This is a genomic window from Dyella halodurans, assembly GCF_026283925.1.
GTDB lineage: Bacteria > Pseudomonadota > Gammaproteobacteria > Xanthomonadales > Rhodanobacteraceae > Dyella > Dyella halodurans.
The window spans coordinates 230,994-256,042 of the sequence record NZ_JAPDPF010000006.1 but is presented as its reverse complement, the minus strand read 5'-3'; the positions used below and the strand labels follow the sequence as shown (position 1 = coordinate 256,042).

The window sequence follows — 25,049 nt, the reverse complement described above, 5'->3', positions numbered from 1 at the left end:
GGTGCAGCCACCATCAGGTTGCGGCGGTGTCGTAGACGAGCGGGCGCGACGCGCGCGAGCGCCGATAGCTGGCGACGACGTTGCCGTTGTGGATCAGCTGGCCAATGGTGTAACCGGTGATCCGCGCGATGTCGCGTACCGGGCTGAAGTGGCTGATGCGAAACTCGCGGTGGTAGCGCGACGCGATCGGCACGGAGACGACACCCAGGTTCTTCATGCGCGACGCCGTGATGAGTATGGCGGCCTCGAACACGAAGTTCTCCGCCGGCAGGTCGACCAGGTCGAGGGCGGCACGCGGATACCAGCGTTGCCCGCTCTGCGTGTCGGCCACGGGCTGCGCGCAGGCCCAGGAGATGGCCCAGTCGGCCACCGCATTGGCGCGCCGGCGACCCTTCGGTTGCTGTTCGCGATCGAGCAGGCGCGCGCCGATCACGATATGGTCGGGAAAGCGCTTCGCCGCGGCGACGATGCGCGGGATGTCGCTGGCGAGATGTTGTCCGTCGCCATCCATGGTGATGACGGCGTCGAATCCCTGGCGCACGGCTTCGCGGAAACCGGTACGCAGCGCTTCGCCCTTGCCCCTGCGCTGCGGATGACGCAGCAAGGTGACGGGCAGCGCGCCCACGATCTGCGGCGTGCGATCGTTCGAGCCATCGTCCACGACGATGACCGCTACGTTGAGTGCGAGCACCGATTCGACCACGCCTTGAATCGCCGCTTCCTCGTTGAGGCAGGGGATCAACACGCACCAGCGGGCGTCGGATGTATTCAAGCAACCTTCTCCATTGAGACTCGCAAGGCCAGGGTCGCAGCCGCGGCGAGAGTACAGTGTCCCTCGCCATGTGCAAGATTTTGTAACAGCGGCCACGCCGATGCAGCAGTGGCATTGGCTTCGTGCCAGGCACCGGAGGGCGGGCCCGGGTGCAGGGCCAGGCCGGCATGCGGTTCGAGCGTCAGGACGAGCTTGGCGAGGCTGTGCAGGCCCTGCTCCGGGGCCAGTACCAGGGCGCAACCAAAGTTGGTGCGCGAGCCGTTCATCTCGCCGACCGGCCCGCTACCCGCGATGTCGCTGCAGACCAGCAGCACCGGGCGCTGTTCCGCCTGGCTGAAACTGGCCGCCTCCAGCAATCCCGCGCCAAAACTCGCGGGGCCGGCGCAGATGGCGCTGGATGCGGCGTGACAGCCGGTCGCAATGGTCCAGTAACCGGCCGGTGCGTTGTGCACCGAATTGTGGAAGCGCGTGGGCGAGAGTTCCGTCGGCGCCAGGGCGAGCGTGGCGCACATGTAGTCGGAAATCAGCTGGTCGCCATAGGCGGAGCTGAATACGCACGGCAGTTCGCTGGCCGAGCGTTCGCTCATGGCGACCGCTTGCCCGGCCACCTCGACGGCCAGCAGGACGCTTTCAGGCGCACGACGCCGCTCGTTGGCGGGCAGGAAGGTGGCTGGCAGCTTGGCGGGGGGCGGCGTCACCGCCTGGCCATGTTCCTGGGCCCGCAGCGCGGCGAAATCCCCCAGGGCGGGCGACCACAGGCCAATCCCTTCGACGAAAACCGACAAGCTGCTCATGCGGGTGCCCTGCCGAAGGCCAGGCAGGCGTTGTTGCCGCCAAAACCGAAGGAATTGCTCAGCGCCACATTGATCTGCCGTTGCTCGTTTTCCAGCGCCAACTGCGGACCGCAAGCGGCATCGGGGGTGGTGCAACCGAGGCTGCCCGGGACCAGGCCGTATTGAATCGCCAGGAGCGAGAACGCAGCTTCCAGAATCCCAGCGGCACCCAGCGTGTGACCGGTGTAGCCCTTGGTCGAGCTGGCCCGGGTGGAGGCCGGAAAGGTCCGCGCGATCAGGGCGGCTTCCACTTCGTCGTTCTTGTGGCTGGCGGTCCCATGCAGGTTGATGTAATCGACCTGGTCCGCGCGTAGGCCGGCGCGAGCGAGGGCGTCGCGCAAGGCGAGTTCGGCGCCCAAGCCGTCCGGGTGGGGCGTCGACATGTGGTGGGCGTCGCTGGACTCGCCGTAGCCGAGCAGGCGCAGCGCACGGGGTGCGGCCTCGATGCGTTCGAGCAGGGCGAACCCGGCCGCTTCGCCGACCGAGATGCCGCGGCGGGCCTGGTCGAACGGCCGGCACGGCTCCGGCGACACCAGTTCCAGCGCGTTGAAGCCAAACAGCACGCTGTCGCAGAGGGTGTCGACACCACCGACGACGGCAGCGTCCACCAGTCCCAGCCGGATCAGTCGCTCGGCGTTCGCGAACACCTTGGCGCTGGACGAACACGCCGTGGAGACGGTCAGGCAAGGCCCTTCCAGGCCCAGCGCCTCGGCCACGAAGCCCGCCAGTGAGTGCGGGGAGTGGATCAGCGGGCGCCGCAGGTCCGGTGGTATCTGGCCTTGCTCGTCGAGGCGGCGATAGGCCTCCTCGGTGGCACCCATGCTCGCGGTGGAGGTCGCCAATACTAAGGCGACGCGCGCGGCGCCGTAGCGCTGGCGCGCGTCCAGCGCACGCTCCAGGAAATGGTCCTGATGCAGGCCAAGCCAGGCAAGGCGGTTGTTGCGGCATTCCCACACGGCATGCGCGGCCGGCAGCGAGGCCTCTTCCACGCCATCGACGCGGCCGATCCAGCAGGCCAGCGGCGCGCTGCTGAAATCGTTCGGGCGGAGTGCGCCACGGGAGGCGGCGAGGGCGGCGACGTGGCTTTCAAGACCATGGCCGAGCGCCGATGTGGCCGTATAGGCACTGACGGCCAAGGGTTGGATCGGTACTGACATCGCGGGAGCCTAACCAGCGATCGTCATATTTCCTAGTCTGGACAAACGGCGCCCGGGGCCGGCATTCATCTTTGTGCAGGGGCTGGTCGCGGGCCGCGATTGCGTCTGCACGGCCAGCTGCGCACACTCGGGCACTGAGTTTGCCCTGGCCGCCGCCCTGCCCGTGTCGCCCATCATCGCCCCGCTCAAACGTGGTCCCTGGCGCTATTTGAGCGATCGGGACGTGCTGCATGCCGCGGCCGTGACGGTTGTCGCACTGGTGCTGAGCCTGGGCCTGGTCTGGGTTGGCTATCTCATTCATGTATGGCGCGTGGCGGGGCGTAGCCCGTTGACCATGCCGCGGCGGATGACCGTGCTGGTGTTCGGCCGCCGACTGGTGCACGACCAGCCCGAGCCGGATTACCAACAACGCCTGTCACGCGCGCTGGCACTGATGCGGGCCGACCAGACTGACCATGTGTTGCTGCTGGGCGGTCGCAGCGGTGGGAGTGTCAGCGAAGCCGCCGCCGGACGCGCCTGGCTGCTCAAACATGAGCTTCCCGCCGGGGTGATCCTGCAATTGGAGCAGGCATCGGTCGATTCGCTGGAAAACCTGCGCCACGCGCGCAGCCTGCTGCAGCAGGACGGCCCCTTGATGCGGATGCTGCCGCCGGTGGCCCTGGTCACCAGCCGTTATCACCTCGCCCGCTGCCAGCTGCTGGCGCGACGACTCGGCTTCGACTGCGTGCCGGTCGCGGCGGAACCGGCGCTGGTGCTGAGTCGGCGCTATCTGCTGCGGCTGCTGGCGGAATCGGGTTATCTGATGTGGATCGACCTCGGCGCGCGCTGGGCGAATCTGATCGGTCACCGCCGCATCGTCGAGCGCCTCAGCTAGACCCGACACGTCGGTTGGAAACAGCGCGCGACGCCAGGTCGCAGCAGTCGGCATGCGCGGGCTTGTTAAGCTTGGCGGGTTCACCCGACCACGAGTCCATCGATGAGCCAACAAGCCGATCTCGCCGAAACCTTCCTGCGCGACCTGCAGGACCGCATCTGCGCGGCCATCGAGCAGCTGGACGGCAACGCCCGTTTCGAGGAGGACGCCTGGACCCGCCCCGCCGGCGGCGGTGGACGCACGCGCGTGCTGCGCGATGGCGCGATCTTCGAGCAGGCCGGCGTGAATTTCTCCCGCGTCTATGGCCATCAGTTGCCGCCAAGCGCCACCGCGCACCGGCCCGACCTGGCCGGCGGCAGCTTTGTGGCCACCGGCGTGTCGCTGGTGCTGCATCCGCGCAATCCGCACATACCTACCACGCACGCCAACGTGCGCTACTTCGAGGCGAGCAAGGAAGGCGTGGAGCCGGTGTGGTGGTTCGGTGGTGGCTTCGACCTGACGCCGTTCTACCCGCACGACGAGGACGTGCTGCACTGGCATGGCGTCGCGCGCGACCTGTGCGAGCCCTATGGCGCGGACGTTTACCCGCGCTACAAGCAATGGTGCGACGAATACTTCTACCTCAAGCACCGCAACGAGACGCGCGGTGTCGGCGGCCTGTTCTACGACGACCTCAACGAAGGCGGCTTCGAGCGCTGCTTCGCGTTTACCCGCGATGTCGGCCAGGGCTTTCTCGACGCCTACCTGCCGATCGTGGAGCGCCGCAAGGACACGCCGTATGGCGAGCGCGAGCGCGAATTCCAGCTCTATCGCCGCGGCCGCTACGTGGAATTCAACCTGGTCTACGACCGCGGCACCCTGTTTGGCCTGCAATCGGGTGGGCGCACCGAATCGATCCTGATGAGCCTGCCGCCGCGCGTGCGCTTTGAATACGCCTATGAACCCGAAGCCGGTTCACCAGAAGCCCGGCTCAGCGATTACCTGAAGCCGCGCGACTGGGTTTGAGCACCGCTGAGGTCAGTTCGCCGGCGGCATATCCCCACTGAACTTCACCGGCGTGGCGCCCTTCACTGGACCGATCTGCGCGGTATCGCTCACCTGCAGCACCACCTCGCGGCGAAACTCCAGCGGGCCCTGCACCACGGCGTGCGGGCCGATCACCACGTGCGGCAGCCGGCTGTTGGTGTTCCAGGTGAACCAGCCACCCGGCTTGTCGACCAGGATGCCGCCTTCAACGCGAGAGTTGGCGCCGACGGTGATGTCACCGTTGGTAGTGTGGATGCCACCACCTACGTGAGCAGCGTTGAGCGTAATGCTGCCGTTGACGGTGCTGGTCTTGCCGGCGACATCGGCATGTTCACCCAGGCGAACACCGCCATTGGTGGTGCTCACTGTGCCAGCGATGCGATCGCCGGCACCCAGGGTGACCGAACCGTTCACGGTGTCGATGGCCGTCGCCTGGGTTTTATCGCCAAGCTCCACCGAACCGTTGACCGTACTGGCCTTCTGTACGGTGGCGTTGTCGCCAATGCGGACAGCGCCGTTCACCGTGCTGACGTTGCCGGCTTGTTGACCGGATTCGACATGCACCGTGCCATTGACCTTGCTGACGTCGTTATCCGCTGCCAGTGCGGACAGGGGCAGGGCCAGGCCCAGGGCAAGCGTGATCAGGTTACGTCGCATAACAAACTCCATGTAGAGATATTGACCGCCGTAGGATGCTCCCCGGCAGCTGCGGGTTTAGCATGACCTTCGACAGGGGCCGGCCGGGTTATTTGACGTACCCGGTAGCGAGCCTCAACATTTCAGGTTTCTCGCTGCGAATTTCCGCCATGCACAAGCTCGTACTCATCCGACACGGCCAGTCCCAGTGGAACCTCGACAACCGCTTCAGCGGCTGGGCCGACGTGGACCTCACCGAACAGGGTATGGCCGAAGCCGCCGAGGCCGGTCGCCTGCTCAAGGCCGAAGGCTACACCTTCGACGTGGCCCACACCTCGGTACTCAAGCGCGCCGTGCGCACGCTGTGGGGCGTGCAGGACGCCATGGACCTGATGTGGATACCGGTGCGTTTCGAGTGGCGTCTAAACGAGCGCCATTACGGCGCGCTCACCGGCCTCAACAAGGCCGAGACCGCGGCGAAGTTCGGCGAGGACCAGGTCAAGGTCTGGCGCCGCAGCTACGACATTCCGCCGCCGCCGCTGGATCGCGCTGCCAACGAGTCGGTAACCGATCCGCGCTACGCCAAGCTGGACCCGCGGGACATCCCGGATACCGAGTGCCTCAAGGACACCGTCGCGCGCGTGTTGCCGTACTGGCATGACGTGTTGGCGCCGGCGATCCGCGCTGGCCAGCGTGTCGTGGTCGCCGCCCACGGCAATTCGCTGCGCGCCTTGGTGAAGTACCTGGACAACATCTCCGACGACGACATCGTCGAGCTGAACATCCCCAATGGCGTGCCGCTGGTGTACGAGTTCGACGCCGAGCTCAAGCCGCTGCGCCATTACTACCTCGGCGACGCCGACGCGATCGCGGCGAAGATGGCCGCCGTGGCCAACCAGGGCAAGGCCAAGTAAGACTGCCAGGCGCCATCGCGGGTGACAGCTGTCACCCGCGGTGGCTGTGCCATGCCCATCGCCAGCGCGGTGGCGGGTCCGATAAGCTGCGAAGCCTGTTCCCAGCGAAGGACTGCCCGTGGCTCCGACTGCGATTCCCTTCATCATGCTGCCCTTGATGGCGTTCGCCGTCTGGCGCCGCGTGCGTGGCAGCTTTGGGCGGCAGCCGATCCGCCGGCAGCGCATGACGGTTCGCATCGCCTTCTTCGCCGTGCTTGGCGTGGCGCTCGCGCTTGGTGGCTTGCACAACCTGCGCTTGCTGGAAGGCCTGCTCGGAGGAGCCCTGGGCGGCGCGCTGCTGGGCCTGGTGGGTTTACGGCTGACCCGTTTCGAGCGCGACGCAAATGGCGCCGACGCCTATCTTCCCAACCCGTGGATCGGCGGCCTGCTGACCGTGCTGCTGCTCGCCCGCCTCGGCTGGCGCTATGCGGTGCTGATGCCCCAATTGCAGGATCCGGCCCTGGCGAACGCCGCGCCGGCCTTCGGCAACAGCCCGCTGACCCTGGCCGTGTTCGGGCTCTTGATCGGTTACTACATCACTTATTTCGCCGGCCTGCTGGTGCATCACCGCCGCTTCGAACGCAGCCAGGCAGCCGCGACAGCTCGTTCCTAAAGCGCGTCGTTGTCCAGCTCGCCGGTGCGGATACGGATCACCTGCTCCAGCGAGCTGACAAAGATCTTGCCGTCGCCGATCTTGCCGGTGCGCGCGGACTGCTGGATGGCTTCCACGACGCGATCCAGCTGATCGTCGGCCACGGCTACCTCGAGTTTGATCTTGGGTAGGAAATCGACGACATATTCCGCGCCGCGGTACAGCTCGGTATGGCCCTTCTGGCGACCAAAGCCCTTCACCTCGGTGACCGTAATGCCCTGGACTCCCACTTCGGCCAGGGCTTCGCGTACGTCGTCCAGTTTGAACGGCTTGATGACCGCAACCACCAGCTTCATGGGCATTCCTTGAAATCGTTGTGTTCGGCACCGGGTGCCGTGAGGCGCCATTTTGCCTGCGCGCGGCCCGGGCTGTCGCCTGGGTGCTTAGCGTGTAGGAGAATGCCTACATCTTCTAGCGGAGCAAGCTGATGGTGGCGTTTAAAGACATGAATCTACACTGTCCCCCGACGAGCTCGAGGTGCTGTCCATGATGGATAGGCAGGATATCGATCAACTTGCCCAGCGTCTTGTTTCGTTGGTTCCAAATGGATTGACCCAGGCGCACCAGGATTTGCGCACCAACTTCAGCGATGTCCTGGCGCAGGGATTGCGCCGCCTTGATCTAGTCACCCGCGAGGAGTTTGAAGTCCAGAGCCAGGTTCTGGCGCGTACCCGCGCCAAGGTCGAGGCTTTGGAGAAGCGAATCGCCGATCTCGAGGCCGGTGCTGCCACCTAACGGGCGTAGCGCGGGTCCACGTCCCGGGAGCCGCCCCCGATCTGTCACCCTCACCCCGAGAACGGTCGGGGGCGGCTGTTTTTAAGTCACAGGTCGCTTGAGGGATCCAACCCTGTGTTCCAACTTGGCAGCCGCGCTCGTCCCATTCGTTCCGTGCCGGCGCCATGAGCCTCGCCGTTACGCTTAGCCGCGCCCAGGAAGGCGTGGCTGCCCCGCAGGTGATGGTCGAAGTCCACCTGTCGGGTGGCTTGCCAGGCACCAATATCGTGGGTCTTCCCGAAGCCGCCGTGCGCGAGGCGCGCGACCGCGTGCGGGTGGCGATCCAGAACACCTCATTCGAGTACCCGAATCGAAGGGTCACCGTGAATCTGGCGCCGGCCGAGCTGCCGAAGGATGGCGGTCGCTTCGATCTCGCCATTGCGCTGGGCATCCTGGCCGCTGGCGGCCAGGTGCCGCGCGAGAAGCTGGATGACTGCGAGTTCCTGGGCGAGCTGGCGCTCTCTGGCGCCTTGCGCGGCGTATCGGGCGTGCTGCCGGCGTTGTTGCGGGCACGCGCTCGCGGGCGTCGCGTGGTGGTGCCGCGGGCCAATGCGGCCGAGGCCGCCCTGGTTTCGGATGCTGATGTGCTGGTGGCCGACACCCTGGCCGAAGTCTGCGGCTGGTTGCGCGGGGCACAGGATCTTGGCCTGCCGTCCGATGCCCCTGACGCCTACATCGACGCCGGGGGGCCGGACCTCGCCGACGTTCGCGGGCAGCCCCAGGCACGACGTGCGCTGGAGATCGCTGCCACCGGTGGCCATCACCTGTTGCTGGCGGGGCCGCCGGGCACCGGCAAGACCATGTTGGCCGAGCGCTTGCCGGGCATCCTGCCGCCGCTGAGCGAACTTGAAGCGCTGGAAACCTGTGCGGTGTTGTCGGTGGCCGGACAGACCGTGGACCCCGCGCGTTGGCGTCGGCGGCCGTTCCGGGCGCCCCATCACACGACGTCGGCGGTTGCCCTGGTGGGCGGCGGCGCGGTGCCCCGGCCTGGCGAGATTTCGCTGGCGCATAACGGCGTGCTGTTCCTGGACGAGCTGCCGGAGTTCGGTCGGCATGTCCTGGATGTACTGCGGGAGCCGATGGAGTCCGGTCATATCGTGATCTCCCGGGCGGCGCGGCAGTCGGCCTTTCCGGCCCAGTTCCAACTGGTGGCGGCGATGAACCCCTGCCCTTGCGGCTATGCCGGCGATCCGCGCCAGCGTTGCCAATGTACGCCGGACCAGATCCAGCGCTATCGCGCGCGCATTTCAGGACCGCTGCTGGACCGCATCGACCTGAGCCTGGAGGTGCCGCGCGTACCGCTGAGCGAACTGGGCACGCCACGCGGTGAGCACGACGAGGACTCGGCCACGGTGCGGGCCCGGGTGGTGCGGGCGCGCAAGCATGCCTTGATGCGGGCAGGCCGCTCCAATGCGGAAATCAGCACGCGCGAACTGGAACGCGACTGCGCCTTGGGGCCGGCCGAGCGGCGTTGGTTCGATGCCGCGCTGGAACGCCTGGGACTGTCGGCCCGCGCTTATCACCGCACCTTGCGGGTGGCTCGCACCATTGCCGACCTCGACGGCGGAGCAGGCCTGCTGGACCGCTCGCATCTTGCCGAGGCGTTGACCTACCGGCGTTTCTGACGGGTCGCCGGCTGGCGCAGGGCAATTCTTGTACTGACGGGTATTGACTTGTCCGGCAAGCGGGGTAATATTTGTACCCGCTGGTTCGCAAATGAACTATGCCTGCCACCCCGGTATCGGTACTCCCCTCCCCCTCCCCCGTCCGATACCGGGGCTTGGCCCCCCTTCTTCCCCTCGTGTTCAATGGTCCGCCCAAGGGTGGACGGCGTTGCCGTGCGCGTGCTCCGATAGCTCCCTGACGGGCACGCGAAGGATGGCGCATGGCGGCTGACCTTGGACTGTTGCTGGTTTGCCTGCTGGGCATCGGTTTTTTTTGCCAGTGGCTGGCATGGCGGGTAAAGCTGCCGGCCATCCTGTTCCTGTTGTTGGCGGGCATCCTGCTTGGGCCGGTGGGTCACGTGGTGGCGCCGGACCAGCTGCTGGGGCCGCTGCTGTTCCCGGTGGTGTCGCTGGCCGTGGCGGTGATCCTGTTTGAAGGCAGCCTCACGCTGCGCTTCAGCGAGCTGCCGGGCATCGGTGGCGTGGTCCGTGGGCTGGTCACCTATGGCGCCGTGGTCGCCGTGCTGTTGCTGGCGCTGGCTGCCCACTACCTGGCGGGTCTGAGCTGGGAGGTTTCCCTGCTGTTTGGTGCGCTCACCTGCGTCACCGGGCCGACGGTGATTGCGCCGATGCTGCGCACGGTGCGGCCGAACGCGCGTATCGCCAATACGTTGCGCTGGGAGGGCATCGTGATCGATCCGCTCGGCGCGCTGTTCGCCGTGCTGGTGTACGAAGCGATCGTGACGCGCGAGCAAGGCCACACCATTGGCGTATTCCTGCTGGTGATCGGCTGCGGCACCGCGATCGGTCTGGCTGCCGCATGGCTGCTGGCTGCCCTGCTGCGCCGTCACATGATTCCCGAATACCTGCAGAATTACGGCGCGCTGGTGACCGTGTTGCTTGCGTTCTCGTTGTCCAACGCGATCACCCACGAGTCCGGCCTGCTGGCCGTGACGGTGATGGGCATCGCGCTGGGCAATATGCGCGATGTGCATATCGACGACATTCTCGACTTCAAGGAAAACCTCACCACCTTGCTGGTCTCGGTGCTCTTCATTCTGCTCGCGGCGCGACTGGATTGGCCCCTGCCCGATGGCGTGCTGTGGTCGGGCATCGCGATCTTCCTCGCTGCGCAACTGGTGGTGCGCCCGCTCACGGTCGCGATTGCCAGCGCCGGCAGCTCGCTGAGTTGGCGCGAGCGTGCCTTGATTGCGTGGGTGGCGCCGCGTGGCATCGTGGCGGCCGCGGTGTCTGCGCTGTTCGCGCTGCGCCTGGATGATCTGCAGCTGCCAGGTGCGGAGGCGCTGGTGCCCTTGGTCTTCATCCTGATCGTCGGCACGGTGGTGTTGCAGAGCGCCACCGCGCGCCCCCTGGCACGCTGGCTGAAAGTTGCCGAGCCCGATCCCAACGGCGTCTTGATCTATGGTTCGGATGAAGTGGCGCGCGCCGTGGCGCGAGCACTGGTCGACGCCGGGTTCCGCGTGATCGTGGCGGACGAGCAGTGGGAAGGCATACGCCAGGCGCGCATGGAGGGGCTGACCACGTTTTATGGCCATCCGGCCAGCGCCCATGCGGAGCGACATCTCGATCTCACCGGCATCGGTCGCCTGCTGGCGATGTCGACTCATCGCGAGCGCAACACGCTAGCCTGTGTGCATTACCGTCAGGACTTCGGGCGCGAACGCGTCTATCGCTTGCAGAACGACCTTCCCCAGGAAGGGAGTGAGCGTGACCAGCTGGTGCGGCGTTTCCTGGTGCCGCGGCTGTTCGCCGCCGACATGACCCATCAGCGTTTCATCCAGCTGCTGGCGCAAGGCTGGCGCATCAAGTCGACGCGCCTCACCGCCACCTTCGACTGGCCGCACTTCATCGAACAGTATGGTTCCGACACCGTGCTGTTGTTTGGCGTGGAAGAAAGGGGCGCGTTGCGCATGGCGTCGGCGAAGCGCGAGCTGGAACCTCGTCCTGGCTGGACCGTGACTACGCTGGTGCGAGCCGAGACGACGGCGCAACCTGGCTGATCCATGAGGGCCGCACTCCCTGCGTGGCGTGCGCGGAGAGCCATGCTCTCCGCGCACACGCCGGCTTCCGTGCTGGCTCACGCGACACGTGGTGCCTCATCAGGCCGCGCTGGCCTGGCGGGATGCGTGGAACTGCTGCTCTTCGGTGGAACCCTTCAGTGCCGTGGTGGACGACTGGCCCTGCTGGATTGCCTGGGTCACCGCATCGAAGTAGCCGGTGCCCACTTCACGCTGATGCTTCACCGCGGTGAAGCCGCGTTCGGCGGCGGCGAACTCGCGTTCCTGCAGTTCCACGAAGGCGCTCATCTGGCGGCGTGCATAGCCGTGGGCCAGATCGAACATGCCGTAGTTGAGGCTGTGGAAGCCGGCCAGGGTGATGAACTGGAACTTGTAACCCATCGCGCCGAGTTCCTTCTGGAACCTGGCGATGGTGGCGTCATCGAGGTTCTTCCTCCAGTTGAAGCTGGGCGAGCAGTTATAGGCCAGCAGCTTGCCCGGGTACCTGGCGTGGATGGCTTCGGCGAACTTGCGCGCCTCTTCCAGGTTCGGCTTGCTGGTTTCGCACCACACCAAGTCGGCGTAGGGCGCATAGGCAAGGCCGCGGCTGATCGCCTGGTCCAGGCCCGGACGCACGCGGAAAAAGCCTTCCACCGTGCGCTCGCCGGTGACGAACGGCTGGTCGTTCTCGTCGATATCGGAGGTGAGCAGGTCGGCAGCATCGGCATCGGTGCGCGCCACCAGCAGGGTCGGCACGCCGAGCACGTCGGCAGCCAGGCGCGCGGCATTGAGCTTGTCCACCGCCTCGCGCGTCGGCACCAGCACCTTGCCACCCATGTGGCCGCACTTCTTCACCGAGGCAAGCTGGTCCTCGAAGTGCACGCCGGCGGCACCGGCCTCGATCATCGCCTTCATCAGTTCGAACGCATTGAGCACACCGCCGAAACCGGCTTCCGCATCGGCCACGATGGGCACCATCCAGTCGATGTCGTGCAGGCCCTCGGCATGATGTAGCTGGTCGGCGCGCAGCAAGGTGTTGTTGATGCGCTTCACCACCAGTGGCACCGAGTTCGCGGGATACAGCGACTGGTCCGGATACATTTCGCCGGCGACGTTGGCATCGGCCGCGACCTGCCAGCCACTGAGGTAGATCGCCTGCAGGCCGGCCTTCACCTGCTGCATGGCCTGGTTGCCGGTCAGCGCGCCAAGCGCGTTGACGAAGTCTTCCTTGTTCAGCGATTGCCACAGACGCTCGGCGCCACGACGGGCGAGCGAATGTTCCACCGCCACCGTGCCGCGCAGACGCACCACGTCGGCGGCGGAGTAATTGCGCTGGATACCGCTCCAGCGAGGGTTGTTGCTCCAGTCGAGAGCGATCTGGTCGGCGGTGGGCAGCGTGTTCTTCATGAGCGTGTCTCCCTTTCTTATCGGTGATGCGTCGGTGCGATCGGTGGAAGGTCAGAGCTGCGTGTAGGCGGCCAGGGTGAGGAAATCGCCGAGGTGGTCGGCGTGGGTCAGCGTGGAAAGCAGGGCGGCGGCTTGGTCGGCGCGAGCGGCGTAGGCCGCGTTGCTCTCGCGCAAGCGATGGGTGTGCTTGGCGAGGGCGTGATCGAACAGGGCGAAGTCGATCGGCGCGTGATCGGTGAATTCCAGCGGGCCGTGGTGCAGCCACTGCCAAAGCTGGGCGCGGGCGATCTCGGCGGTGGCCGCGTCTTCCATCAGGTGATGGATCGGCACGCAACCCTGGCCGTCCAGCCACGACGCGGTATAGCGCAGCGCCACTTCGACGTTGTTGTCGAAACCGGCGCGGCTGATCGAACCGCTGCAGGGTGCAATCAGGTGATGGCGGGTGACGCAGACATCGGCGCGGACCACGCCCAGCTGGTTCGGCGACGGCATGTACTGGTCGAACACTTCCTGCGCCACCGGCACCAGCGCCGGATGCGCCACCCAGGTGCCGTCGTGGCCGGCCTGCACTTCGCGCAGCTTGTCGGCGCGCACCTTGGCCAAGGCGGCCTCGTTGGCGGCCTCGTCGCCCTTGATCGGAATCTGCGCCGCCATGCCGCCCATGGCGAAGGCGCCGCGGCGATGGCAGGTCTGAATCAGCAGCTCCGAATACGACTTCAGGAACGGCACTGTCATCAGCACCTGGCCGCGATCCGGCAACAAGCGATCGCCATGGGCGCGGAACGTCTTCAGGTAGGAAAAGATGTAGTCCCAGCGTCCGCAGTTGAGGCCGACGATGCGGCCGCGCAGCGCATGCAGGATCTCGTGCATCTGGAACGCGGCCGGCAGCGTCTCGATCAGCACCGTGGCCTTCATGCAGTCCGGCGGCAGGTCCAGCTCGCTCTCGGCGGCGGACATCACCTCGTCCCACAGCGCCGCCTCTTCCATCGCCTCGAGCTTGGGCAGGTAGAAGTAGGGGCCCAGGTCGCGCGCCTGCAGCTGGCGGGCGTTATGGAAAACGTACAGGCCGAAGTCGACGAGGGCGCCAGCCATCGGCTCACCGTCCACGCTGATATGGCGCTCCGGCAAGTGCCAGCCGCGCGGACGCACCACCAGCACGGCCGGGTTCTGCTTCACGCGGTACTGCTTGCCTTCGGGCGAGACGTACTCGATGGAGCCGTTCACGGCGTCGCGAAGGTTGATCTGGCCGTCGATCTGGTTGGCAAAGGTGGGGGCCGACGAATCCTCGAAGTCCGCCATGAACACCTTCGCGCCGGAGTTGAGCGCGTTGATGATCATCTTGCGCTCGACCGGGCCGGTGATCTCGACGCGGCGGTCGCGCAGGGCGGCCGGGATCGGGGCGACCGTCCACTGGCCCTCGCGGATGGCGGCAGTGTCCGGACGGAAATCCGGCAGTTCGCCAGCGTCAAAACGGGCCTGGCGCAGCTTGCGCGCGGCCAGCAGTTCCAGGCGCCGCGCGTCGAAACGACGGTGCAGGTCAGCCAGGAAGGCCAGCGCATCGGGGGTGAGGATGGCGTCGTGCTCCGGCCGGGTCGCGCCATGGACCTGGGCCGGCTGGGTGAGAACGCGTTCCTTGGGGACGGCCATGGCAAATCTCCGTGATGACGATGCGATGACACTAGGTCACGGAGAATTGCTTTGACAAAGCAAATGTTTCAATTTTTGGTATTGTATTTATCAATACGTGTTGCAACTCGTTGAGTCAAAAGCCATGAAATCCGTCCGGTCGACGCCAAAAAAGGCAAAAAAAGCACCTGTCGAGCCACCAAGGCGGCGAAAAGGCGATGAGTCGGCCGCCAGCGAGTCGGGTCGGTTCTATTACAAGGGCAACCGCCAGAAGCAGACGCGGGCCTTCGTCTACACGGTGAAGCTGGGTACCCTGACGCGAGCTGCCGAGGCCCTTTACTTGTCTCAGCCGACGGTGAGCCTGCAATTGCAGGCCCTGGAGCGCGAGCTCGGCGTGAGCCTGCTCGAGCGTCGGCGCCGCCGTATCAATCTCACTGACGCCGGCGAAGCCCTGTACGAACTAGCGCGCCCCCTGGTCGAGGGATGGGAGAACCTGGACCGCGACTTCCAGGCCAAGGTGAAGGGCATGCAAGGCGGCCGCCTGACCATTGCGGCGGGCAGCTCGACCATCCAATACCTGCTGCCTGACCTGGTGCGCCGCTATCGCGAACGCTTTCCCACGGTGCATCTGCAACTGGCCAATGTCACCGGCAAGGACGGGCTGGCGCTGTTGCGCGCCGATGAGGCGGACTTCGCCGTCGGCTCCATGCTCGACGTGCCGAACGATATCGCCTGGGCCCCGGTGCACCACTACGACCCGATGCTGATCACGCCGCTCGATCATCCGCTGGCGGCCAAGGACCGGATTACCCTCGAGGATTTATCGCCCTTCGGCTTGATCCTGCCGCCGCAGCGACTGTCCACGTATCGACTGGTCGACCTGGTGTTCCAGCAGCGCCAGGTGCCCTACAAGGTGGCCATCGAAGTGGGCGGCTGGGACGTGATCAAGGAATACGTGGCGATGGGCCTGGGCATTTCCATCGTCACCGGCATCTGCATCACCGAAGCCGACCGTTCGCGTTTGGCCGTCCGTAATATGAAGCAGTATTTTCCGCAGCGCAGCTACGGCGTGGTGATGCGCAAGGGCAAGTTTCTCAGTGAAGAGGCGAGGGCGTTCGTCGACCTGGTGCGCCCTGGCCTGCTGACGCATCGCGATTATGATGAGTCGGGTCACTCCGAACGCTAAGACCTGCTTCTATAGGAGCGCACCCAGTGCGCGAAAAGCCAACGTAGCGGTGCCGCCGTGCCACCGATCGCGCACTGGGTGCGCTCCTACAAAAAAACGGCGGGGTGGCTATGGCTGCCGTTGCAGGGCCAGCCTGAATCCAAAGCCGACCAGCACCATGCCGCACACCCGATCCATCCCCTGACCAAGTCGCGGACGTGTATGGAGCAGGTGGTGGATGTGTCCGCCAAGCAAGGCCAGCACCATCGACCACAACGTCCCCGTGCCGATGAAGCTCAGCCCCAGCACCAGCAAGCCCAGCTGCGGATGGCCCGCCTGCATCGACACGAATTGCGGCAGGAAGGCGAGGAAGAACAACGCCACCTTCGGATTGAGCACATTGGTCAGCATGCCCTGGCGGAATGCCGCCACGAGGCCCTTGCCACGTGTCACCGTGGGCTGTCGCGCCGTGCCGCGCGCAAGCAGCATACGCAGGCCGATCCATACCAGGTAAGCCGCACCCAGGTACTTCAGCACGCTGAAGGCGATGGCCGAGGTCATCAGGATCGCCGAGATGCCCAGTACCGCCGCCAGCGTGTGCACGATGCAGCCCGCGTTGATGCCCAGCGCAGCGGCGACGCCCACGGCACGCCCTTCGCGCCCGCTGCGCGTGAGGATGTAGAACGTGTCCAGCCCCGGCGTCAGGTTCAGCGCGATGCAGGCGAGCAGGAAGGCGTCGAAGTGCTGGATGCCGAGCGAGGTCACGAATGCTTATCCGTTGGCGTTGCGATGCTTGCCGCGATAGGGCGAGAACAGCTCGCGGATCTTCGCCATGTCGGCATCGTGATCGTCCGTGGCCCGCACCACCGGACCGAACGTGAAGGTCTTGCTGGGATAGTCGAGAAAGAGGGTCTGGATCGGCACCTTGGCATCGTGCGCGATGCGCAGGAAGCCGGACTTCCAGTGCGTAACCTTCTTGCGCGTGCCTTCCGGCGTGATGCCCAGCCACATCCGCTCGCGCTCGTTGAATCGCTGCACCATCTGGTCCACGACGTTGAGCGCCGCGCTGCGATTGATGGCGATCATGCCGATGGGGCGCAGGATGATGCCCAGCGGGCCATCCAGCACTTCACGCTTGATCATGATGTTGATGTCGACACCCAGGCCGATCTTCATCAACAGGCCGTAATAGCCGTCCCAGTAGGACGAATGCGGCGCGCCGATCAGGATCAGCTTCGGCTCGTTGGCCGGTTCGCCGAGCAGGCGCCAGCCGCTCAGGCGCAGCAGGACGCGCGCCAGCCACGGCCAGAATCGGCTGTTGAGCTTGGGCGCCTCGGGCGGGGCGGATGGCAGCATCCGGTCACTCATTCACGACTCCAGTCACGCGAACGCGTCTGCTTGATCTTGCCCCGCTGCTGTTTGCCGGCGAGGCGCCGCTCTTTCGAGCCGCGGGTGGGCTTGGTGGCGATGCGTGCCTTGGGCGGCACCAGCACGCCGCGGATGATCTCGACCAGCCGCTCGCGCGCGTCGTCGCGGTTGCGCGCCTGGTCGCGGAAGCGACGCGCCTGGATCACCAGCACGCCGTCGTCGGTGAGTCGACGGTCGCGGCGGGCCAGCAGACGCTCCCGCACGGGTTCGGGCAGGGATGGCGAGTGCACCACGTCAAAGCGCAGCTCGACCGCACTTTCGGTGCGATTGACGTGCTGGCCACCTGGACCGTCGGCACGCAGGAAGCGCTCGGTCAGTTCGGTCTCGGGCAGGGCGATGGATCGGCTGACGGTGAGCATGTCGCGCAGTTTAGCGGGCGCAAGTCATGCGCGGCCATGGCTCGCGGCAAAGCATGCCGGCAACCGGGCTCAGCCAGCGGCCAGGGTCCAGCCGAAGCGGTCGAGCAGGGCCTGGTAGGCGGCGTCCAGCGGTGCTTCGATCAGCATCGGCTGACCCGAGACCGGATGGGAAAAGCTCAGGCGCCAGGCATGCAACAGCATGCGATGGCAGCTGAAGTACTGCTTGTACAGCCGGTTGTGATCGCCGCGGCCGTGCTGGCAGTCGCCGATGATCGGGTGATGGATATGCGCCATGTGCTTGCGGATCTGGCGAAAGCGACCGGTCTCCGGCTCCGCCAGCACCAGGGCATAGCGCTGCTGCGCATAACGGCCGAGCTCAATGGGCACTTCCACCGTGGCCAGTCGCTGGTAGCGGGTGCGGGCGTCGCGGCGTGGACCGGTGTCGCGCGAGCCGGGCAGGGCGTAGTCGATCAGCGCCTCCTCCGGCTCCGGCCAGCCACGCACCACGGCCAGGTACTGCTTGTGCACGTCGCGGCCCATGAACTGCTCGCCCAGCGCCGCGGCAATCCCGGACGAGCGCGCGATCAACAGGACGCCACTGGTGGCGCGATCCAGCCGGTGCGCCAGATACACGATGCCGCCGACCTGCTCGCGCAGCTGGTCGATCAGGAACTCCTCGGCGTTGCCGACCATCTTGGAGCGATGCACGGCGAGGCCCGCGGGCTTGTTCACCGCGATCAGGGCGTCGTCCTGGTAGAGGATCTCGAGCATGGGATGACGGCTGCTTGTGTCTTAGCGCCGTGGCCAGCCGATGGCGAATACGATGACTCCCAGGACAGCTGATGCAATCGGTGGCCAGATGCCATGTGCCGCCGCTTGCGACCACAGCACCGCGCTGCCAATCAGCAGGCTGCTGCCCAGCAGGCCGTAGGCGAGCGCGCGCTGGCCGCGCTGCGCATCGTCACGCTGCTGCGCCAGTGCGTTCGGATCGCTGACGCTGCGCTGCTCGCCGCGCGCAACCTGGCGCAGCGCATCGCGGATCAATTCCGGGAATTCCGGCGCGGCGTGCAGCCATTCCGGCAGGCGGCGACGGACCGTGCGCAGGGTTCGTAGCGGACTGTAGCGTTCACGCAGGATGCGCTTGAGCACCGGGTGCGCCACCGCCCAGATGTCGATCTCGGGATCGAGCATGCGACCCACGCCTTCGATGTTCAGCAAGGTCTTTTGCAGCAGGATCAGCTGCGGTTGCAAGGTCAGCTGATAACGGCGCGCGGTCTGGAACAGCTTGACGACCAGCTCGGCCAGCGAGATCTGCGAAAGCGGTCGCGTGAAGTAGGGCTCGCACACCGTGCGCACCGCGGCGGTCAGTTCGTCCAGGCGCACGCTGGACGGCATCCAGCCGGCATCGACATGCAGCTGCGCGATGCGCGCGTAATCGCGTTCGAACAGCGCAATGAAATTCTGCGCGAGCCAGTACTGGTCCTCTTCCGGCAGCGAGCCCATGATGCCGAAATCCAGCGCAATGAAGCGCGGTTCGGTGGGTCGCGTGGTATCCACCCAGATATTTCCTGGGTGCGCGTCAGCGTGGAAGAAGTTGTCGCGGAAGACCTGCTCGTAGAACAGGCGCACGCCCTTCACGGCGAGTGCCTTGCGATCAATGCCTGCGGCATCGATGGCGGCAATATCGTCGCTGCTGACGCCGCGCACGCGTTCCAGAGTAAGCACGCCGCCGGTGGTCAGTTCCCAGTGCACGGCCGGCACGTACAGGTCCACGCCGCTCTCGAAATTGCGCCGCAGCAGGCTGGCGCTGGCGCCTTCGCGCTGCAGATCCAGCTCGTTTTCCAGCATTTTCTCGACTTCGGCGACGACGTCGAGCGGGCGGATCTTGTCGGCATTGGGGTGCCAGCGCTGGGCCAGTTCACCCAACGAGCGCAGCAGTTTCACATCGCGATCGATGCGCTGCTCGATGCCCGGACGCAACACCTTCACCACGACTTCGCTGCCGTCGTGCAGGGTGGCGGCGTGTACCTGCGCGATCGACGCCGAGGCTAGCGGCGTTTCGTCGAAGCGGGCATAGAGCTGGCCGATCGGTGCCTTCAGCTCCCGCTCGACTATCGCGCGCGCTTCGGCGCCCGAGAACGGTGGCACCTGATCCTGCAGCTGGGACAGCTCGTCGGCGATATCGGCCGGCACCAGGTCGCGGCGCGTGGACAGCACCTGGCCGGCCTTGACGAAGATCGGGCCGAGCTCGGTCAGCGCCAGGCGCAGGCGCTCGCCGCGCGGCATGCTGTCCACACCGGCCGGTGCCCTGGCCACGAACGGGCGCACCAGCTTGAGCGGGCGGAACAAATGCGCGGCATCGACCAGTTCATCGAGTCGGTAGGCCAGCAGCACGGAAGCGACACGCAAGACGCGCGGCACCACGTTCAGAGGTGTCGTCACGCGGCGGGTCCTTTGCGCAGGCGTTGTTCGAGGCGGGCGAGCCGCGCTTCGAGGCGGTCGCTGCGTTCGCGCAATTCGTCGACGCCGTCGAGGAAGCTTTCCACTTCGCCCGGCGCTGCGGCCACGCGCACCTCGTCGCGCAGCCAGTCCGCCGTGTCGGTGGTGAGGTGGCTGGCCGTCTCACGGGCGTGGGCTAGCGCCTTGCGCACCGCCTTGGCCAGCGGCACGCCGAGCACGTCGCCAAAGGTGCGCGCGAACGCTTCCTCGAAATCCGGTGCGAACTTGCTGGCGAGTTTCTCCAGGCGCCGCGCGAGTTCGGCATCGCCGGCAATCTCCACCTTGCCCGGCGCCACGCCGTCGTCGTCGCGCTTGAGCAGCATGGCGAGCAGGCTGCCCGGCGTGGCGGCGACGCGCAGATGGCTATCGTCCTGGGCGGGTCCGACTTTCAGGCGCTCACCATCGACGGTGACAGACAAGGCCAGCTCGGGGCCGCGCAGGTGCAGCTGCACGCTGCGTCCATCCAGGGCGGCCAGGCGCCCGACCGTGTCCGGGTCGAGCGACAAGGTGTGGTTGAGCGCGGTTTCCAGCGCGCGGCCGGCGAGTGCGCGCAGCGGGCGTGGGAGCAGGGAGCGGGAGACGGCTTCGGTCATGGCGGGCATTGTAGCCGCTCGCCAGATTTTGCCTCCTCTCCCCTGCGGGGAGAGGATTGAGGTGAGGGGCGGGTGCTCGCGATAAGTCCGCAAAAGAACCGGCATAAATATGGGCCTGTCGCTAGATTGACCCCTCACCCCAACCCTCTCTCCCACAGGGACTACCTTCGGGTCGCCCTAAGGGGAGAGGGAGTCAGGTTGCGCCCAGGAATCCAAGTTGCCGCCAGGCCTCATAGACCGCCACGGCAACCGTATTGGAGAGATTGAGGCTGCGGCTGTTCGGCCGCATCGGCAGGCGCAGGCGCTGCGCTTCGGGGATGGCGTCGAGCACGTCGCCGGGCAGGCCGGCCGTTTCACAACCAAACAGCAAGGCGTCGCCTTCGGCAAAGCGGGCATCCACGTGGGCCACGCGGCCGCGTGTCGAGAACGCAAACACGCGTGGTTGGCCGATGCTGTGCAGGCAGCTGGCAAGATCGTCATGCACGGCCAGCTGCGCATATTCGTGATAGTCGAGGCCGGCGCGTCGCAGGCGGGCATCGTCCAGCTCGAATCCCAGCGGGCGGATCAGGTGCAAGGTTGCGCCGGTGTTGGCGCAAAGCCTGATCACGTTGCCGGTGTTCGGCGGTATCTCGGGTCTGAAAAGAATGACATGCAACATCCGGCCATTATCGGGGTTCGTGCGCGCCCCCGACAGCGCCGGAGCGGATGAACGTTCTTGCTCAGCCGTTGATCCGCGGGCACACGATGCCGTCGGGCGGCAGGGCGCAGGTGGTCGGGGCGGCAATCAGCAACTGGCCAGCGCTGCCGGCGGCGGCGAGACGAACGGCGTCCGGCGAGGCGGTCACCATGGCGCCAAGCACCAGGCCGCAAACCAGCAGGCAGACGACGAAGAGGCCGCGCAGCATCAACGATTCGAATTTCATGATCATGTCTCCGATGAAAGTGGGTGAGTCCTACATGGCAGATATGGCAAGCAGCGTGCCAACCTCGGATGGCAATCTAAGTCAATGAATTCATGGCTTTTGTTTGCGTGCCCGCGAATGCACATGGCTGTCCGCGGACAGCGGCCGAGCAGGACCGGACAGCGTGGCGGACAGTCCAGGCATCCCTAGACACCCCTGTCATTGGTCATTTGCCAAGGTGGGAAGCCACCGATAGCCTCACGGTGTTCATTCAGCGAAACAGGAGTTTCTTCATGGCAAGAAAGCCCCTCGCCCTGCTCGTGGCAGGACTGCTCAGCGTGTCGACCGGCGTGCCGGCGATCGCGGCGCCGAATCTGGCGAGCGAGCAGGCGGCCCACGCGATTCCGGACATTGCCTATACCCGCTTCACCCTGCCCAATGGGCTAACCGTGGTGGTGCATGAGGACCACAAGGCACCGGTCGTCGCGGTGAGCATCTGGTATCACGTCGGTTCCGCCGACGAGCCCAAGGGCAAGACCGGCTTTGCCCACCTGTTCGAGCATCTGATGTTCTCCGGCTCGGAGAACCACAAGGGCACCTATTTCCAGCCGTTCGAGCTGGCGGGCGCCACGGACATGAACGGCACCACCTGGTTCGACCGCACCAACTACTTCGAGACCGTACCCACCACGGCGTTGGACATGGCGCTGTGGATGGAATCGGACCGCATGGGCCATCTGCTCGGCGCGATCGGCCAGAACGAGCTCGATACGCAGCGTGGCGTGGTGCAGAACGAAAAGCGCCAGGGCGAGAACCGCCCCTACGGCCGCGTCGACCAGAACATCCTGTCCAATACCTATCCCGGCAATCACCCCTACCAGCACGACACCATCGGTTCGATGGCCGACCTCAATGCGGCCTCGCTGGCCGATGTGAAGCAGTGGTTCCACGACTATTACGGCGCTGCCAACACCACCCTGGTGCTGGCCGGCGACATCACCGTGGAACAGGCCCGCGCCAAGGCCGAGAAATACTTCGGCGATATCCCGGCCGGTCCGGCCGTGCCGCGCCAGCAGGCGTGGATCACCCCGCTGAGCAAGTCCACGCGCGGCGTACAGCACGACCACGTGGCGCAGCCGCGCATCTATCGCACCTGGGTGGTGCCGCAGCTGGGCAGCGACGATTCGATCCAGCTTGATCTGGCCTCCACCGTGCTGGGCGGCGGCAAGACCTCGCGCCTGTACCAGCGCCTCGTCTATCAGGACAAGCTGGTGGACAACGTGTCGGCGAGCATCGCGCCGTTCGCCCTGGCCAGCCAATTCCAGATCCAGGCCGATGTGAAGAGCGGCGTGGACCCGGCCAAGGTCGAAGCCGTCATCACCGAGGAGCTCAACAAGTTCCTCGCCGAAGGTCCGACGGCGGACGAACTGGAGCGGGCCAAGATCGGCAATCGCGCCGGCTTCGTGCGCGGGCTGGAGAAGGTCGGTGGCTTCGGCGGCAAGGCGGTGATCCTCGCCGAGGGCCAGGTCTATCGCGGTGATCCGGGTGCCTACAAGAAGGACCTCGAACGCGCCGATGCCGCCACCGCGGCCAGCGTGAAGGCGGCGTCCAACAAATGGCTGAGCAAAGGCGACTACCTGCTGACCGTGCTGCCCGCCGACAAGGAGTTCAACCCGGATACGGAAGACGCCAAGGTCGTCGCGCTCAATCCGGCCGAAGGCCGTCCGGCGGCCAAGCTGCCGGCGAAGCACGACTACGCCGTGGCCAAGAGCCAGCTCGACCGCAGCACCGGCGTGCCCCAGGTCAGCCAGTTCCCGGACCTCAGCTTCCCCACGCTGGAGCGCGGCAAGCTCAAGAACGGCATCGAGGTCGTACTGGCGCAGCGTCACACCATCCCGGTCACGCATGTGCAGCTGATGTTCGATGCCGGCTATGCCGCCGACCAGGGCCGCAAGCTCGGTACGGCCAGCTTCACCACCACGCTGATGAACGAGAGCACCAAGGATCTCGACTCGGTGGAAGTGGCCAAGCGCAAGCAGCGCCTGGGTGCGATCACCCGCGTGGGTTGTGGCCTGGACGCCTGCTCGGCCTCGCTCAACGCGATGAACGACCAGCTACAGCCGTCGCTGGAGCTGTTTGCCGATATCGTGCGCAACCCCGCCTTCAAGGGCGAGGACATCGAGCGCGTGCGCGGCCAGTGGCTGGCCACCATCGCGCAGGAAAAGACCCAGCCCTCGGCGCTGGCCCTGCGCACCTTGCCGCCGCTGATCTATGGCGCCAACCACGCCTACGGCATTCCGTTCACCGGTACCGGCACGGAGCAGGCGATCAAGTCGATGCAGGCGGCCGATCTGACCGCGTTCCAGCAGGACTGGTTGCGTCCGGACAACGTCAAGATCCTGGTCGCGGGTGACACCACCCTGCAGCAGATCATCCCGCAGCTCGAGGCCGCGTTCGGCGACTGGAAGGCACCGGCCAGCGCGGTGCCGAAGAAGAACATCGCCAAGGTGGCCGCCCAGCCCAAGCCGCGCGTGTTCCTGATCGACAAGCCGGATGCGCCGCAATCGCTGGTGCTCGCCGGCCTGTTGGCGCCGTCGAGCAAGGCGCCCAACGAGCTGGCCATCGACATCGCCAATGGTGCGTTTGGCGGCAGCTTCACCTCGCGCCTCAACATGAACCTGCGCGAGGACAAGCGCTGGGCCTATGGCGCCTTCAGCTTCATGCGCGACGCGATCGGCCAGCGTCCGTTCCTGATGTATGCACCGGTGCAGACGGACAAGACCGCCGAGTCCGCCCGGGAAGTGCTGAAGGAAGCGACCGACGTGATCGGCCCGCGTCCGCTGACCGAGCAGGAAGTGAACAAGATCAAGGACTCCCATATCCGCGGCTTGCCCGGCAGCTTCGAGACCAGCGCCGCGGTGCTGGGCGCGATGAGCGAGATCGTGCAGTTTGGCCGCCCGGACGACTATGTGCAGACGCTCAAGGCGCGAACCGAAGCGGTCGGTCAACCCGATGCGCAGGCGGCGATCAAGGAGATCATTGCGCCGCCGGCCCTGACCTGGGTCATCGTGGGCGATCTCAAGAAGATTGAGCAGCCGATCCGCGACCTCAAGCTGGGCGAGCTGCAGGTGATCGATGGCGACGGCAAGCCGGTATCATCGAAGTAAGTTCCTGTGGGGACCTGTTCACGTCCCCGGGTTAGGATGGAGGCCGGGCGGGTAACCGCCCGGCTTTCACATTTCATGTTGCGGAGTAACCCATGCGCAAGACCCTGCTGCTGCTCGTTCCCATCGCGCTACTTGGCGCCTGCACCTGGGGCATCACCCTGGACGATGCCGCGAAGAACGTCCGCACGGCCTGGACCGGCGATGTGTCCTCCTGTCATGACCTGGGCAAGGTCACGGTGTCGGTGATGGACCATGTCGGCCCGGTCAATCGCAATGACATCAAGGTGCGCGACGAGCTGGAGGTGATGGCGCGCAATGAGGCGGCCAAGATGCACGCCGACACCATCAAGCCACTGGGCGAGCTGACCGACGGCTCGCAGCCCTGGGGCGCCTACCAGTGCGGCACGGCGCAGTTGGCGCCGTCCAGCCACCCGGCGGGCAAGCCGGCCAGCCCGTCCAGCGCGAGTGCGCCGGGGGCCTTCGAGACGTTCCCGGTCAAGGGCGGCTAAGCCGCCCGGCTTTCCCCGACAAACAAAGGCGCCCT

At 66.0% G+C, this 25,049-nt stretch carries 25 protein-coding genes; 10 read left to right on the top strand and 15 right to left on the bottom strand.

Annotated elements, in window-relative coordinates; all coding sequences use genetic code 11:
* Positions 1–13: 13 nt before the first annotated feature.
* The 3 genes from OUZ49_RS13785 to OUZ49_RS13775 are packed head-to-tail and all read right to left on the bottom strand — an operon-like array spanning position 14 to position 2,762.
* Positions 14–772 carry a glycosyltransferase family 2 protein gene (locus OUZ49_RS13785; protein ID WP_266151047.1) on the bottom strand — a complete coding sequence of 253 codons (759 nt, stop codon included), beginning with the start codon at positions 770–772 and terminating at the stop codon, positions 14–16.
* Entirely contained in the window at positions 769–1,566 is a 798-nt protein-coding gene (locus OUZ49_RS13780; protein ID WP_266151046.1) for a beta-ketoacyl synthase chain length factor, read from the bottom strand. Before OUZ49_RS13780 ends, OUZ49_RS13785 begins: the two co-directional genes overlap by 4 nt.
* Positions 1,563–2,762: a beta-ketoacyl-[acyl-carrier-protein] synthase family protein gene (locus OUZ49_RS13775; RefSeq protein ID WP_266151045.1), complete on the bottom strand. Its 1,200-nt coding sequence runs from the start codon at positions 2,760–2,762 to the stop codon at positions 1,563–1,565. Before OUZ49_RS13775 ends, OUZ49_RS13780 begins: the two co-directional genes overlap by 4 nt.
* 73 nt (positions 2,763–2,835) lie before the next feature.
* Between OUZ49_RS13775 and OUZ49_RS13770 the strand changes: the two genes are divergently transcribed.
* Entirely contained in the window at positions 2,836–3,636 is an 801-nt protein-coding gene (locus OUZ49_RS13770; RefSeq protein WP_266151044.1) for a SanA/YdcF family protein, read from the top strand.
* Positions 3,637–3,738: 102 nt separating this feature from the next.
* Positions 3,739–4,641: an oxygen-dependent coproporphyrinogen oxidase gene (gene hemF / locus OUZ49_RS13765; RefSeq protein ID WP_266151043.1), complete on the top strand. Its 903-nt coding sequence runs from the start codon at positions 3,739–3,741 to the stop codon at positions 4,639–4,641.
* A gap of 12 nt (positions 4,642–4,653) precedes the next feature.
* Here the strand turns inward: hemF and OUZ49_RS13760 are convergent, their stop codons facing one another.
* A complete protein-coding gene (locus OUZ49_RS13760; RefSeq protein WP_266151042.1) occupies positions 4,654–5,319 on the bottom strand; it encodes a DUF4097 family beta strand repeat-containing protein in 666 nt (221 codons plus the stop codon).
* Positions 5,320–5,468: 149 nt separating this feature from the next.
* Here OUZ49_RS13760 and gpmA point away from each other — a divergent pair, with 149 nt between their 5' ends.
* A complete protein-coding gene (gpmA, locus tag OUZ49_RS13755) occupies positions 5,469–6,212 on the top strand; it encodes a 2,3-diphosphoglycerate-dependent phosphoglycerate mutase (RefSeq protein WP_266151099.1) in 744 nt (247 codons plus the stop codon).
* A gap of 118 nt (positions 6,213–6,330) precedes the next feature.
* Entirely contained in the window at positions 6,331–6,864 is a 534-nt protein-coding gene (locus OUZ49_RS13750; RefSeq protein ID WP_323134935.1) for a CcdC protein domain-containing protein, read from the top strand.
* Here OUZ49_RS13750 and glnK read toward each other — a convergent pair.
* Positions 6,861–7,199: a P-II family nitrogen regulator gene (glnK, locus tag OUZ49_RS13745; RefSeq protein WP_243048302.1), complete on the bottom strand. Its 339-nt coding sequence runs from the start codon at positions 7,197–7,199 to the stop codon at positions 6,861–6,863. The genes OUZ49_RS13750 and glnK overlap by 4 nt on opposite strands.
* A 190-nt stretch (positions 7,200–7,389) precedes the next feature.
* Here glnK and OUZ49_RS13740 point away from each other — a divergent pair, with 190 nt between their 5' ends.
* From OUZ49_RS13740 to OUZ49_RS13730, 3 genes are all read left to right on the top strand, one after another.
* On the top strand, positions 7,390–7,638 hold the full coding sequence (locus OUZ49_RS13740) for an accessory factor UbiK family protein (protein ID WP_266151040.1): 249 nt from the start codon (positions 7,390–7,392) through the stop codon (positions 7,636–7,638).
* Between the two features lie 164 nt (positions 7,639–7,802).
* Complete coding sequence (locus OUZ49_RS13735) at positions 7,803–9,302, top strand: YifB family Mg chelatase-like AAA ATPase (RefSeq protein ID WP_266151039.1); 1,500 nt, start codon at positions 7,803–7,805, stop codon at positions 9,300–9,302.
* Positions 9,303–9,562: 260 nt separating this feature from the next.
* The gene (locus OUZ49_RS13730; protein ID WP_266151038.1) at positions 9,563–11,362 is read left to right on the top strand and encodes a cation:proton antiporter; all 1,800 of its coding nucleotides are present in this window, start codon (positions 9,563–9,565) and stop codon (positions 11,360–11,362) included.
* 99 nt (positions 11,363–11,461) lie between these two features.
* On the opposite strand, the gene aceA is transcribed toward OUZ49_RS13730, so the two are convergent.
* Together aceA and aceB are read right to left on the bottom strand one after the other, a co-directional pair.
* Positions 11,462–12,766 (bottom strand): isocitrate lyase, encoded by a 1,305-nt coding sequence (aceA, locus tag OUZ49_RS13725; protein WP_266151037.1) that lies wholly within the window; start codon positions 12,764–12,766, stop codon positions 11,462–11,464.
* Positions 12,767–12,817: 51 nt separating this feature from the next.
* On the bottom strand, positions 12,818–14,413 hold the full coding sequence (aceB, locus tag OUZ49_RS13720) for a malate synthase A (protein ID WP_266151036.1): 1,596 nt from the start codon (positions 14,411–14,413) through the stop codon (positions 12,818–12,820).
* Between the two features lie 124 nt (positions 14,414–14,537).
* On the opposite strand from aceB, the gene OUZ49_RS13715 reads away from it, so the two are divergent.
* Positions 14,538–15,578: a LysR family transcriptional regulator gene (locus OUZ49_RS13715; protein ID WP_266151035.1), complete on the top strand. Its 1,041-nt coding sequence runs from the start codon at positions 14,538–14,540 to the stop codon at positions 15,576–15,578.
* A gap of 108 nt (positions 15,579–15,686) precedes the next feature.
* On the opposite strand, the gene OUZ49_RS13710 is transcribed toward OUZ49_RS13715, so the two are convergent.
* The 8 genes from OUZ49_RS13710 to OUZ49_RS13675 all read right to left on the bottom strand — a co-directional run bounded on the left by OUZ49_RS13710 (position 15,687) and on the right by OUZ49_RS13675 (position 21,359).
* Complete coding sequence (locus tag OUZ49_RS13710) at positions 15,687–16,322, bottom strand: LysE family translocator (RefSeq protein WP_266151034.1); 636 nt, start codon at positions 16,320–16,322, stop codon at positions 15,687–15,689.
* A gap of 6 nt (positions 16,323–16,328) precedes the next feature.
* Positions 16,329–16,925: a 1-acyl-sn-glycerol-3-phosphate acyltransferase gene (locus OUZ49_RS13705; RefSeq protein WP_266151033.1), complete on the bottom strand. Its 597-nt coding sequence runs from the start codon at positions 16,923–16,925 to the stop codon at positions 16,329–16,331.
* The gene (gene arfB / locus OUZ49_RS13700) at positions 16,922–17,344 is read right to left on the bottom strand and encodes an alternative ribosome rescue aminoacyl-tRNA hydrolase ArfB (RefSeq protein WP_266151032.1); all 423 of its coding nucleotides are present in this window, start codon (positions 17,342–17,344) and stop codon (positions 16,922–16,924) included. The genes OUZ49_RS13705 and arfB overlap by 4 nt, the downstream gene beginning before the upstream one ends.
* A gap of 69 nt (positions 17,345–17,413) precedes the next feature.
* Entirely contained in the window at positions 17,414–18,115 is a 702-nt protein-coding gene (locus OUZ49_RS13695) for a pseudouridine synthase (RefSeq protein ID WP_266151031.1), read from the bottom strand.
* Positions 18,116–18,136: 21 nt separating this feature from the next.
* Positions 18,137–19,774, bottom strand: coding sequence for a ubiquinone biosynthesis regulatory protein kinase UbiB (gene ubiB, locus OUZ49_RS13690; protein WP_417323500.1), 1,638 nt, complete (start codon positions 19,772–19,774; stop codon positions 18,137–18,139).
* An 8-nt stretch (positions 19,775–19,782) separates the two neighbouring features.
* Positions 19,783–20,436 carry a ubiquinone biosynthesis accessory factor UbiJ gene (locus OUZ49_RS13685; protein ID WP_266151028.1) on the bottom strand — a complete coding sequence of 218 codons (654 nt, stop codon included), beginning with the start codon at positions 20,434–20,436 and terminating at the stop codon, positions 19,783–19,785.
* A 193-nt stretch (positions 20,437–20,629) separates the two neighbouring features.
* Positions 20,630–21,094, bottom strand: a complete 465-nt coding sequence (trmL, locus tag OUZ49_RS13680) for a tRNA (uridine(34)/cytosine(34)/5-carboxymethylaminomethyluridine(34)-2'-O)-methyltransferase TrmL (RefSeq protein ID WP_266151027.1) — start codon at positions 21,092–21,094, stop codon at positions 20,630–20,632.
* A gap of 61 nt (positions 21,095–21,155) precedes the next feature.
* On the bottom strand, positions 21,156–21,359 hold the full coding sequence (locus tag OUZ49_RS13675) for a hypothetical protein (protein ID WP_266151026.1): 204 nt from the start codon (positions 21,357–21,359) through the stop codon (positions 21,156–21,158).
* A gap of 272 nt (positions 21,360–21,631) precedes the next feature.
* Here OUZ49_RS13675 and OUZ49_RS13670 point away from each other — a divergent pair, with 272 nt between their 5' ends.
* Together OUZ49_RS13670 and OUZ49_RS13665 are read left to right on the top strand one after the other, a co-directional pair.
* Entirely contained in the window at positions 21,632–24,505 is a 2,874-nt protein-coding gene (locus OUZ49_RS13670; RefSeq protein ID WP_266151025.1) for a M16 family metallopeptidase, read from the top strand.
* Positions 24,506–24,597: 92 nt separating this feature from the next.
* Complete coding sequence (locus OUZ49_RS13665; RefSeq protein WP_266151024.1) at positions 24,598–25,014, top strand: DUF4156 domain-containing protein; 417 nt, start codon at positions 24,598–24,600, stop codon at positions 25,012–25,014.
* Positions 25,015–25,049: the final 35 nt, after the last annotated feature.